Source organism: Streptomyces sp. SID5464, assembly GCF_009862985.1.
Taxonomy (GTDB): domain Bacteria; phylum Actinomycetota; class Actinomycetes; order Streptomycetales; family Streptomycetaceae; genus Streptomyces; species Streptomyces chartreusis_D.
Genome location: NZ_WWIQ01000076.1, coordinates 272,981 through 284,384 on the forward strand (window position 1 = coordinate 272,981; position 11,404 = coordinate 284,384).

The window sequence follows — 11,404 nt, forward strand, 5'->3', positions numbered from 1 at the left end:
GTGTTCGTCATGCCGATCGCCTGTTGATATCTCGAACGGTGATATCTCGAACACAGGCGCCTGAGACATATAGGGAGGGGGCCGGTCGTGGGACGCCTCGTACCAGCCGTGACCCGGGCTCTCGACATTCTGGAGCTCTTCCTCGACGGGGACGGGACGCTCTCCGCCCCCGACATCGTGCGCAAGCTCCAGCTGCCGCGCACGACCGTGCACGAGCTGGTGACCACGCTCGCCGCCCGGAAGTACATCGTCCCGGTGCCGGGCCAGCCCGGACGCTACCGGCTCGGTGTGCGCCCGTACCAGCTCGGCGCCCGTTACGCGGAGCAGCTCGACCTCGCGGCCGAGGGCCAGCTCGTCGCCCGGTCCGTCGCCGAGACCTGCGACGAGACGGTGCACGTGGCGATCCTCGAGGACACGGACGTCATCTACATCGCCAAGGTCGACTCCACGCACGCCGTGCGGATGGTGTCGGCGGCCGGGCGCAGGCTGCCCGCCCACTGCACGTCCGTCGGCAAGATGCTGCTGGCCTCCCTTCCTGAGCACGAGCTCGCCGCGCGGATTCCCGACGGCGCCGAGCTGGTCGCGATGACCCCCAACAGCATCACCGACCCGGCGGTCCTGCGCGAGACCCTGGCCGAGATCCGTGAGCGGGGCCTCGCGGTCGAGAACCGCGAGTCCAACCCGGACGTGAGCTGCGTGGCCGCGCCGGTCCGCGACCGCACCGGTCAGGTCGTCGCCGCCCTGTCGATCTCCGTGCCCATGATCCGCTGGAGCGAGGAGCGCCGCGCCGAGCTGGAGCAGCTCGCCGCGAAGGGTGCCGCCGAGCTGTCCGAGCACCTCGGTCACCGGAGCATGGCATGACGACGACGCCGTACGAGGTCGCCGTGCGGGCCGAGGCCGAGCTCGGCGAGGGCCCGACCTGGGACGCGGCGGCCGGCCGGCTCCTCTGGATCGACATCCTCGGCTGCCGGGTGCACACGTACGACCCGGCCACCGGGCGCCGCACGGTCCGCCGGACGGAGCAGCACGTGGGTGCGGTCAAGCCGCGGGCCGGGGGCGGACTCGTGCTGAACCTGCGCGACGGAATCGGTCTTCTCGACCCCTCCGACGACGGCTTTCGCTGGCTGCACCACGAGCCCGTGCCCGGCCGCCGCGCCAACGACGCCGCCGTCGCGCCCGACGGTGCGCTGTGGGCCGGCACGATGCGGTACGACGAGGCGCCGGGGGGCGGCACGCTGTCCCGCGTCACCGGTGACGGCACGGTCGGCCTCGTGCTCGACGACGTGGCCGTCAGCAACGGCACGGGGTGGAGCCCCGACGGGCGGCTCATGTACTACATCGACTCCCCGACCCGGCGCGTCGACGTCTTCGACTACGCGGAGGGGCGGGTCTCCGGGCGGCGCACCCTCGTCGAGATCGAGGACGGGGCGGGCTTTCCCGACGGGCTGACCGTGGATGCCGACGGGTGTGTGTGGGTCGCGCTGTGGCAGGGCGCGGCGGTACGGCGGTACACGCCGGAGGGGCGGCTGGACCGGGTGATCGAGTTGCCCGTGCCGTTGGTGACGGCCTGCGCGTTCGGTGGGGCCGGGATGAGTGATCTGTACATCACCACGGCTCGGACGGGGTTGACGGAGCCGCCCGCGTTGGCGGGGTCGCTGTTCGTGGCGCCGGGGGCGGGCAAGGGCCTGGCCCAGCCCGCGTTCGACGGCTGACCGAGGGCAGGGGCACGAGCGGGCGACGGCCGGGTCCCGGGACGCCCGCACGTGAGTACGCCGACGGGGCGCGGACCGGCCCGGACCGGAGCGCCCCCTGGCTCAGCGTCCCGACCGGTCCAGCCGTCGCAGGATCGCCCGCTCGTCCTCCGTCAGTGGCGCCCCCACCGCCGCCGGCATCGGCGGCCCGCTCAGCGTCGCCAGTACCGTCGAGGGCCGCAGCAGCCGCGTCGGCCCCGTCGTCATGCTCATCACGTCCCAGACCGCCGACGCCGCCGTGTACGAGCCGGTCGCCGTGCGGATCATGCGGCGGGTGTAGGCGGTGACCAGACGGTCGGCGACCCCGGGCGAGCCGCCGCGCGTCCCGGGGTACCAGACGTCCTGACTCACCGCCATCGTCCACGCGGCCTCCACCGGCCTGGCCGCCCGCCGTTGCACGCGCCGGGCGAGCCCGGGCGCGTCGAGGCCGGACCGCCGCAGCTCGCGGTCCAGCTCCCGGGCGCCCAGCGCGGCCACCGACATGCCCTGCCCGTAGGCGGGGTTGAACGTGGCCAGTGCGTCACCGAGGACGACGAGGCGCTCGGGCCAGGAGCGCACCTTCTCCAGGTAGCGGCGGTGATTGCTGGTGCTGCGGCTGACATGGACGTCGGTGAGCGGTTCAGCGCCGGAGATCAGCCGGCCCACGATGGGGTCGGGCAGGTCCAGGGTGTACCGGAGGAACGCGTCCGGGTCGGACGGCGGTTCGCCACCGCCCCGCGTGCCGGCGAGGCTGACCATCCAGCGGTCGCCCTCGATCGGCAGCACCATGCCGCTGCGGCCGGGCCGTCCCTGATACGGATCGGCCTGCACGATGGTCAGGGGGAAACGCCCGGCCCCCTCGGGAGTGCGGTAGAGACGGGAGGCGTTCACCAGGCCGGCGTCCACCGTCTTCTCGCGCACGTCGTCGACGCCCAGCCCCGCCAGCCAGGTCACGATCCGCGAGCCACGTCCGCTCGCGTCCACCACGAAGTCGGCGGCGAGTTCCTCCTCCCCGGCCGCGGTCGAGACGCGGACCCCGGTCACCCGCTGCCGCGACCCCGTCAGCTCCAGCACCCCCGCCTTGCGGATCACCACTCCGGTGTTGTCCAGCACGGCCCCCCGCACTGCCCAGTCGAGCAGTGCCCGGGTGCAGGTCAGCATCCGCGGTCCGGGTTGGCGCCAGCGTCGGAACCAGCCCTCGGGTGTGAGGGCGACCATGCCCGAGCCGAGCGGTATCTCGTGCGCGCCGGCGGCGAGCAGGTGCTTGCGCATGCTGACGCCCGGCACCAGGTCCTCCATGGGGGCCAGGCCGCCGGCCATGAGGAGATGCGCGTGACGTCCCTGTGGCAGGCCCTTGCGGTGCTCCGGCCCCTCGGGCAGGTCGTCGCGGTCGAGCACGACCACCTCGTCCGCGACGGCGGACAGGGCCGCCGCGGCCAGCATGCCGGCCAGACCCGCACCGATGACGACAGCTCTACGCGACATGCGACTCCTCGCACTCAGCCATGAAGGCTCCTTCGCCCTGCGGGCATTCCCCGACGTCCGGCCACGGCCGTGCAGCCCCCAACACCGTGCGCCGGCACCGGTTTCGAGCCGTGCGGGCCTCGTCCCGGACGGCTCTCACCGTACCTTCACGCACCGTGCGCGCGGCTCCCCGTGCGGGGCCCGTCGAAAATCGGCCGGGTGGCCCCAGGGATGTGGTCAGCCGTTGAGCGACGTGCTTCCTCCGTGTGGTCCCGCGCCAGGGCGCGGATCGCCCGGAGGTCCTCCGTGCGGCGCAGGGCCCGGGACAAGGCGCCGATCTCGCGCAGCAGCTCCGTGGTGTCATGGGCACCGGTGCCGTCGTCCTCCGGTGTCCGGGTCCCGGCGTCGGCCGCGTCCTGGATCGCCGCGGTGGCGGCGAACACCTTCGCCAGTCCGGGCGGGTGGCCGAGGGCGAGGGCGGCGTCGTGGAACCGTTCGCGCCGGTCATCGTCGATGTGCCGGGCGAGCGGCAGCAGCACGTCGCGGATGAACGTCTCCCGGCGGACCAGTCGCAGCTCCGGCGTCGCACGCAGCAGGAACGGAACCCCTCCGCCGTTGACCGTCTTCATCAGCAGGTACAGCGGCCGCAGCTCGTGGTGGGCGAGCCGGACGTGCCAGCGGCCGTGCAGGTACTGCCCGGCGTGCGGGAGGATGAAGCCGATCGCGATGAGCACGGCGGACAGGCAGGCGAGCGGCGGGGCGACGGCCGTGCTCAGCCAGTCCACGTTCCGTCCGGACCAACGGGCCACCACGGCACCGATCTTGGCGGCGTCGAAGAGCAACTGCGCCGTGTAGCCGACGCCGAGGAACTTCAGCCCCCAGCGCAGCAGCGAGTCGAGTCCGTCCGTGCGCACCCAGTTCCAGATCAGCCCGTTGGTGACCAGTGCGGCCGCGGTGTGCGCGAGCAGGTAGAGCACGATCAGTTCGCGCATGTACGGCGTGTTCGCGTAGTACGTGTCGAGATCCCGCAGCCGCTCCACCGGCACGTCCGCGAGGGCGAACAGCACCCACATGGCGACGATCACGCCCGAATAGACCGTCACGACCCCGCGCATCGCGCGCCGGGTGCGGTCCGAGCGGTCGGACGGGCCGTTGCGCCAGGAGATGATCAGCAACAGGCAGAAGGCGCAGAACGCGGTGAGCAGCGAGTAGACCCAGGGGCCGGAGAAGTTCGCCACCCCGGTGAGCCGGTTGACCCGCGCGATCGTCGACGGCGCCACGAAGACGAACACCGCGCAGGCGAGCAGCAGCAGCCCGCCGACCGCGCGCAGCATCGGGTCCTTCCAGAGCCGGATGATGCTGGGCAGCTTGATGGCCAGGGCGGCGGCCAGGACCCCCGCGGGGATCCACCAGAAGTTCGGATAGAACTGGTTGACGAACTCGACCGGGGTCAGCGCCACCGTCGTCACGGTGCCGCACCTCCTCGCGGCCCCCGGTAGTACAGCGACCGCTGCACGGGTTCGAGGGGCGCGTCCGGTCCGCGCCCGCCCGGCAGCAGCGCGCGGCACCCTGCCGCCAGCCGATGTCCGAAGGCGTCGGCATCGGCCTCGTCCCGTTCCCGGGATCCGTTGCGGGCGGCCACCGCCAGTGCGGCGTCGTCCCACCCCGGCCGGTCGGCGAATGCGTGGGCCGCCGCCGCACCCGCCTCGTGGTGATGCGCGTGCCCCGCGTGCAGGTGCCACAGCTCATGCCCGAGGATGACCAGTTGCTGCACCGCCTCGGCCCGCTCCTCGACGATGACCAGGTCGAAGTCCTGGAACTCCACCCACAGCCCGGTCACTTCGATCTCGTCGGGGAACCGCTCGAAACGCAGCTCGACGGGACGCCCGCCCCGCCGTGCGCTCATCTCCTCGCACAGCGCCCGGCACAACGACCGTACGCCGACCGGGACCTGCTCCCTCGCCCGGACCGCGGCGGCGAGCTCGGCGGCCAGGCCACGCATGGCGGAGCCCCTCCGCGACCGCCTCAGCGCGGCCGTGACTCGGGCGGCCCTGACCCGCGCGCCCGCGATGCCCATCGCTCCCCCTTCTCACCGTCGGCCGACGGCTTGGCAGCGGGTCCGAGACTACGCGCCCGAAAGTGTGCGCGTCATGCGATCCGATGTCCGTAGTTCAACGGGGAACGACCGAACTCGCCCAAAAGTCCCACCCGAACTTCCCGCCCGACCCATTGACGTGCAGGCGCTTCGAACTTACGGTCCCGTTCGAAGTTACGAGCGTCATTCGGGGTATCGAACAGTAAGGGCAGGGCATGGGACGACCTGGCCTGAATCGCAGGCAGCTTCTCGGCGGGCTCGGCGGGCTCACCGTCGGGGGCAGCTTCGGCTTCGCCGCACTCGGCACCGGAGCCGACGCACTCGCCTCGGACGCGAACACGCGCGTGCGGTACTGGAACCTCTTCAGCGGCGGCGACGGCTACAACATGATCGCGATGCTGAACTCCTTCCGTAAGGACCACCCGGCCATCGCGGTCAAGGACTCCACCCTCCAGTGGGGCAGCCCCTTCTACACCAAGCTCGCCATGGCCGCCGCGGGCAATCGCGCACCCGACCTCGGCGTCATGCACATGGGCCGGGTCACCGGCTTCTCGCCCGGCCGCCTCCTGGACGCCTGGGACGTCGACCTGCTCGCCGAGTACGGCGTACGGCAGCAGGACTTCAACCCCCGGTTGTGGAATCGCGGCGTCATCGACGGCAAGCTCTACGCCGTCCCCCTCGACATCCACGTCCAGCTCTGCTTCTACCGCAAGGACGTGCTGAAGAAGGCGGGGCTGCTCGGCGACGACGGCCGGATCGTGCCCGTGACGTCGACCGGAGAGTGGTTCGACGTCCTCAAGGAGGCCAAGAAGGCCACCAAGAAGGGGCTGCAGACCATCGGCATGTGGAGCAGTGACCAGAACTTCCAGTGGTGGTTCTTCGTCGCCTTCTACACCCAGCTCGGCGGCACCTGGTTCAACGACGCCGACACCGAGGTCACCTTCGACACCGACAAGGCCGCCCAGGTCCTGGAGTTCCTGCGCCGGCACATCACCGACGGGTACGCCGACCCGAGCTTCGCGGGCCTCGCGAGCGCCGAACAGTTCGTCAACGGCTCGCCCTTCGTCTGGGAGGGCAACTGGTCGGTGCCGGTCTACGACACCGCGAAGATCGACTACGGCGCCACCCCGCTGCCGCCCGTCTTCGGCGGACCGGCCACCCACGCCGAGTCGCACGCCTTCGTCCTGCCGCACCAGTCCGACCGCGGCGGCCCCGCCAACGAGGGCGCCCACCGACTCGCCGCCTACATCGTCCGGCACGCCCGGCAGTGGGCGCTCGGCGGCCACATCCCCGCCTACCGGCCGGTCCTGTCCACGGCCGCGTACCAGAAGATGAGTCCCCAGAACGAGTACGTCTCGGCCATGGACCACCAGGCCACCGAGCCCAAGGTGTGGTTCGCCGGCTCCACCGGCATCCTCGCCCAGCGCGTCGGCCCCGTCGTCGTCTCGTCCACGATGGGCTCCGCCAGGCCGGAGACCGCCGCCCGCCGGATGAAGGGCGAGCTCACCAGGCTGCTCGCGACGAAGAACCCCATGGACGGCAAGACCGCCGCACAGGGAGGTGCGGTCGCATGACCACCAGCGCCCAGACCGTCATCGCACCCGTGCGCGCGGGGACCGCCGCCGACAGCGCCACCACCCCCCGCAAACAGGGCTTCCAGCACGGCGGCTGGTTCGTCGCCCCGTTCCTTGCCCTGTTCGCGCTCTTCGTGATCTGGCCGCTGCTGCGCGGCGTCTACCTCAGCTTCACGGACGCCAACATCTCCGGCGACAGCACGAGCTTCGTCGGCCTCGACAACTACCGCGAGGCCGTCCAGGATCCCCTGGTGTGGGACACGCTCGGCCACAGCGCGTACTTCACGCTGCTGGTCGTGCCCTGCATCACGGTCCTCGCCTTCCTCCTCGCGATGCTCGCCCACCACATCGAACGCGGCAAGTGGCTGTGGCGGCTGTGCTTCTTCGCCCCGTTCCTGCTGCCGTCCACCGTCGCGGCCAACCTGTGGCAGTGGCTGTTCAACCCCGGCACCGGAATGATCAACTACGTCTTCGGCATCGAGACGCCGTGGCTGACGGACAAGTCCTACGCCATGCTCGCGGTGGTGATCTGCACGCTCTGGTGGACGGTCGGCTTCAGCTTCCTCCTCTACCTCGCCGCGCTCCAGGGCATCCCCGACCACCTCCACGAGGCCGCCAAGCTCGACGGCGCGAACGCCTGGCACCGCATGGTCCACATCACCCTGCCGATGCTGCGCAACATCACGGGGCTCGTCATCGCCCTGCAGATCCTCGCCTCGCTCCAGGTCTTCGACCAGGCCGTCGTGATGATGGACTTCCTCCCCGGGCCCGAGGGATCGACCCGCACCTTCGTCCAGTACACCCTCGAAGAGGGCTTCACGAGCTACCGCGTGGGCTACGCCTCCGCGATCTCCGTCATCTTCTTCGTGATCATCGCGGCCGTCGCCCTGGCGAGGATGTGGCTGCTGCGCAACCGTGAGGAGAGCGCCCGATGACCACCGCCGTACCGGTGAAGCCCCGTAAGCCGTGGACCCCCGGCCAGATCGTCCTGACCCTCCTCGGCACAGGCGTCTCGGCCGCCTTCCTGGCCCCCTTCGCCTGGGCCCTGTTCACCTCCCTCAAGTCGGAGACCGAGGCGGTGGAGGTCCCACCGCACTGGCTCCCCGAGGACTGGACCGGCCAGGCCTGGAAGGCCCTCTTCGAGACCGGCAACATCACCAACTGGTTCGTCAACTCCGTGGTCGTCTCCGTCTGTGTGACGTCCGTGGTGCTGCTGGTGAGCGCACTCGCCGGGTACGGCTTCGCCCGCACCGAGTTCCGCGGCAAGAAGGCCCTGATGGGCCTGGTCATGGCCGGCCTGATGATCTCGCCCGCCGTCCTCGGCGTGCCGCTCTTCACCACCGTCCAGCAGATGGGCATGGTCGACACCTACTGGGGCATGATCCTGCCGCAGTGCGCACCCGCCGCGATGGTCTACATCCTCTACAAGTTCTTCCAGGGCATCCCGCGCGAACTGGAGGAGGCCGCCTTCATCGACGGCGCGGGCCGCTGGCGCGTCTTCTTCACCATCGTCCTCCCGCTCTCCCGCCCCTCCCTCGCCGCGGTCGGCATCTTCACGTTCATCGCCTCGTGGAACAACTTCCTCTGGCCGTACATGGTGACCAACAACCCCGACCTGATGACCATGCCGAACGGCATCGCGACCGTGATGAACTCCTACGGCATCCAGTGGGCCCAGCTCATGGCCGGCGGCCTGATGGCGGGCCTGCCCCTGATCATCGTCTTCGTGTTCTTCCAGAGGCAGATAGTGGCGGGTGTCGCGCACACCGGCTTGGCTGGGCAGTAGAACGGCGCCCGAAGGGGCGCGGGGCCGTGCTCGGTATGCGGCTCCGCCGCGTGGGCGCGACAAGCCACGAACCACCCGCAGCCGCCAGACAACAGAAACCACCCACCCCGAAAGGCGACCATGCACACCGCCCGCTTCACCCTCGACCCAGCCTTCACCGTCGGCGAGGTCAACCCTCGCCTCTTCGGCAGCTTCGTGGAACACCTCGGCCGCTGCGTCTACACAGGCATCTTCGAACCGGACCACCCCACGGCCGACGACAAGGGCCTGCGCCGGGACGTCCTGGACCTCGTCCGGGAACTCGGCGTCACCGCCGTCCGCTACCCCGGCGGCAACTTCGTCTCCGGCTACAAGTGGGAGGACTCGGTCGGCCCCGCCGAGGACCGCCCCCGCCGCCTCGACCTCGCCTGGCACTCCACGGAGACCAACCGCTTCGGCCTCTCCGAGTACATCGACTTCCTCCGCAAGATCGGCCCCCAGGCCGAGCCCATGATGGCCATCAACCTCGGCACCCGAGGCGTCGCGGAAGCCCTCGAACTCCAGGAGTACGCCAACCACACCGAGGGCACCGCCCTGTCCGACCTGCGCGTCAGCCACGGCGACAAGGACCCCTTCGGCATCAGACTGTGGTGCCTCGGCAACGAGATGGACGGCCCCTGGCAGACCGGCCACAAGACGGCGGAGGAGTACGGCCGGGTCGCCGCCGAGACGGCCAGGGCCATGCGCCAGCTGGACCCCGGCGTCGAACTCGTCGCCTGCGGCTCCTCCAGCCAGTCCATGCCGACGTTCGCCCAGTGGGAGGCGACCGTCCTGGAGGAGACGTACGACCTCGTCGACTACATCTCGCTGCACGCCTACTACTGGCCCGAGGACGGCGACGTCGACTCCTTCCTGGCCTCCGCCGTCGACATGGAGTCCTTCATCGACAACGTCGTCGCGACCGCGGACCACGTGGGCGCGCGCCTCAAGTCGAAGAAGCGGATCAACCTCTCCTTCGACGAGTGGAACGTCTGGTACCTGCCCGAGTGGGAGGCCCGTGCCAAGACCTTCGAGCAGGACGACTGGCCGGAGGCCCCGCGCCTGCTGGAGGACAACTACAGCGTCACCGACGCCGTCGTCTTCGGCTCGCTCCTCATCGCCCTGCTCCGGCACGCCGACCGCGTCACGGTCGCCTGCCTCGCCCAGCTCGTCAACGTCATCGCGCCGATCATGACCGAGCCGGGCGGCCCGGCCTGGCGGCAGACGACGTTCTTCCCGTTCGCGCAGGCGAGCAGGTACGGCCGCGGCCAGGTCCTCGACGTCCGGGTGGACTCGCCGACGTACGAGACGAAGAAGTACGGCGAGACGGACCTGCTGCACGCCACCGCCGTACGCGCCGAGGACGGCACGGTCACGGTCTTCGCGGTGAACCGCAGCCGCACCGACGCCCTCCCGCTCGACGTCGCCCTGAACGGCCTCGACCTCACGCGGGTCGTCGAGCACAGCGTCCTCGCGGACGCCGACCCCGACGCCCGCAACACCCTCGACGACCCCGAGCGCGTCGCCCCGCACCCGGGCGACGGCACGGCCCTCCGGGACGGCACGCTGAGCGCCGTCCTGGAGCCGCTGTCCTGGAACGTGATCCGGCTGGCGTGACGGCCCCCGGTCAGCGTTCGATGCGGGGCCGGGCGGTCGTGGACGGCGGGGGCGACGTCGTGCCGACCGCCCAGTAGCCGTCCGAACCGGGCACCGTCGCGAGGGCGTTCATGACGACGGGGGTCGTGGCCACCGGCCCCCGCTCGCTCACCCAGGCCGTGCCGTCCCAGCGCAGGTAGTGGGCCCGGGTCTGGTCCCAGAAGTCCCACCCGGAGATACGGTCGGGACGCCCCTGAGCGTCGCCCACGATGCCGGTCAGCACTCCCACGCCGAACGGTGCCGTGACGTACTCCCAACCGGTGCCGTCCCCGTGCAGCAGCCGGACGCCGGGGGGCTTGCCGGGCGGGCCGCCGACGCCGTAGTCGTAGCCCGTCATCCAGATGTCGTCGCGGGCGACCGGAAGCAGCCCGGTGAAGCCGGCCCGGATGCCGCCGGGCGTCGGCAGCACTGTCCAGGCCGCTCCGTCCCAGCGGGCGACGAGCTCGCTTCCGTAGACCCAGATGTCGCCACAAGGCGCGCGGTGGATGCCGTACGGCGGGATGGTGGTCGTGACCGGGGGCGCCTCCAGCCAGGTCCACTTGCCCCGGTGGCCGTGCAGCAGCACCGAGCCGTCGCTGTTCCGGCCGGAGACCCAGACGTGGCCCCGGGGGCCGGTCGCGACGGCGGCGAGGGACGTGCCCGGCGCCCCGCGCCTGGGGAAGTCGGCCTCCCGCCACGCCGGCCCGTCCCAGGCGAGCAGCCGGGCGGTGCCGGAGGTGTCGGTGCCGACGGCCCAGGCGGAGCCGTCGGACGCGGCGGCGACGGAGCCCAGATAGCCGCCGAAGCCGGTGCCCGTGCGCTGCCAGGCCGTGCCGTCCCACACGAGGGTCAGCGCCGTCCCCCGTGCGCTGCCGTAGCGGCCCTCCTCGCCCACGGCCCAGGCGAGGCCGGGGCCCGCTGCCGCCACGTCGAGCAACTGCGCGGCCGGGGCGGCCTCGGGGGCGGGGACGGCCTGCCACTCGCGGGTCTCACCCGGGAGACCGGGGGCCGCCCAGGCCGTTCCACCCCGCATCGAGGCGAGCCCGAGCCCGGCCCCGACCAATCCGCCCAATCCACCGATGAAACGCCGTCTTCGCACGAG

Annotated in this window: 10 protein-coding genes; 6 read left to right on the top strand and 4 right to left on the bottom strand. The window is 71.4% G+C overall.

The window, feature by feature from the left end:
- Positions 1 to 87: 87 nt before the first annotated feature.
- Together GTY47_RS38660 and GTY47_RS38665 are read left to right on the top strand one after the other, a co-directional pair.
- Entirely contained in the window at positions 88 to 861 is a 774-nt protein-coding gene (locus tag GTY47_RS38660; RefSeq protein ID WP_010042322.1) for an IclR family transcriptional regulator, read from the top strand.
- The gene (locus GTY47_RS38665) at positions 858 to 1,712 is read left to right on the top strand and encodes an SMP-30/gluconolactonase/LRE family protein (RefSeq protein ID WP_010042323.1); all 855 of its coding nucleotides are present in this window, start codon (positions 858 to 860) and stop codon (positions 1,710 to 1,712) included. The genes GTY47_RS38660 and GTY47_RS38665 overlap by 4 nt, the downstream gene beginning before the upstream one ends.
- A 102-nt stretch (positions 1,713 to 1,814) precedes the next feature.
- Here GTY47_RS38665 and GTY47_RS38670 read toward each other — a convergent pair whose 3' ends face one another.
- From GTY47_RS38670 to GTY47_RS38680, 3 genes are all read right to left on the bottom strand, one after another.
- Entirely contained in the window at positions 1,815 to 3,215 is a 1,401-nt protein-coding gene (locus tag GTY47_RS38670) for an FAD-dependent monooxygenase (protein ID WP_010042324.1), read from the bottom strand.
- A 146-nt stretch (positions 3,216 to 3,361) separates the two neighbouring features.
- On the bottom strand, positions 3,362 to 4,663 hold the full coding sequence (locus GTY47_RS38675) for a DUF6545 domain-containing protein (RefSeq protein ID WP_010042328.1): 1,302 nt from the start codon (positions 4,661 to 4,663) through the stop codon (positions 3,362 to 3,364).
- Positions 4,660 to 5,271: a hypothetical protein gene (locus GTY47_RS38680; protein WP_010042330.1), complete on the bottom strand. Its 612-nt coding sequence runs from the start codon at positions 5,269 to 5,271 to the stop codon at positions 4,660 to 4,662. The genes GTY47_RS38675 and GTY47_RS38680 overlap by 4 nt, the downstream gene beginning before the upstream one ends.
- 233 nt (positions 5,272 to 5,504) lie before the next feature.
- Between GTY47_RS38680 and GTY47_RS38685 the strand changes: the two genes are divergently transcribed.
- The 4 genes from GTY47_RS38685 to GTY47_RS38700 all read left to right on the top strand — a co-directional run bounded on the left by GTY47_RS38685 (position 5,505) and on the right by GTY47_RS38700 (position 10,284).
- Positions 5,505 to 6,863: an extracellular solute-binding protein gene (locus tag GTY47_RS38685; protein ID WP_010042332.1), complete on the top strand. Its 1,359-nt coding sequence runs from the start codon at positions 5,505 to 5,507 to the stop codon at positions 6,861 to 6,863.
- A complete protein-coding gene (locus tag GTY47_RS38690; RefSeq protein ID WP_010042334.1) occupies positions 6,860 to 7,798 on the top strand; it encodes a sugar ABC transporter permease in 939 nt (312 codons plus the stop codon). Before GTY47_RS38685 ends, GTY47_RS38690 begins: the two co-directional genes overlap by 4 nt.
- Positions 7,795 to 8,649, top strand: coding sequence for a carbohydrate ABC transporter permease (locus GTY47_RS38695; RefSeq protein ID WP_010042336.1), 855 nt, complete (start codon positions 7,795 to 7,797; stop codon positions 8,647 to 8,649). Before GTY47_RS38690 ends, GTY47_RS38695 begins: the two co-directional genes overlap by 4 nt.
- Positions 8,650 to 8,769: 120 nt before the next feature.
- Entirely contained in the window at positions 8,770 to 10,284 is a 1,515-nt protein-coding gene (locus GTY47_RS38700) for an alpha-N-arabinofuranosidase (protein WP_010042338.1), read from the top strand.
- Between the two features lie 10 nt (positions 10,285 to 10,294).
- Here the strand turns inward: GTY47_RS38700 and GTY47_RS38705 are convergent, their stop codons facing one another.
- Positions 10,295 to 11,374, bottom strand: coding sequence for a hypothetical protein (locus GTY47_RS38705; RefSeq protein ID WP_158688423.1), 1,080 nt, complete (start codon positions 11,372 to 11,374; stop codon positions 10,295 to 10,297).
- Positions 11,375 to 11,404 lie beyond the last annotated feature (30 nt).

Coding starts and splice junctions, on each gene's coding strand:
- GTY47_RS38665 (WP_010042323.1), top strand. CDS start 858: ATGACGACGACGCCGTACGAGGTCGCCGTGCGGGCCGAGGCCGAGCTC.
- GTY47_RS38670 (WP_010042324.1), bottom strand. CDS start 3,215: ATGTCGCGTAGAGCTGTCGTCATCGGTGCGGGTCTGGCCGGCATGCTG.
- GTY47_RS38680 (WP_010042330.1), bottom strand. CDS start 5,271: ATGGGCATCGCGGGCGCGCGGGTCAGGGCCGCCCGAGTCACGGCCGCG.
- GTY47_RS38685 (WP_010042332.1), top strand. CDS start 5,505: ATGGGACGACCTGGCCTGAATCGCAGGCAGCTTCTCGGCGGGCTCGGC.
- GTY47_RS38690 (WP_010042334.1), top strand. CDS start 6,860: ATGACCACCAGCGCCCAGACCGTCATCGCACCCGTGCGCGCGGGGACC.
- GTY47_RS38695 (WP_010042336.1), top strand. CDS start 7,795: ATGACCACCGCCGTACCGGTGAAGCCCCGTAAGCCGTGGACCCCCGGC.
- GTY47_RS38700 (WP_010042338.1), top strand. CDS start 8,770: ATGCACACCGCCCGCTTCACCCTCGACCCAGCCTTCACCGTCGGCGAG.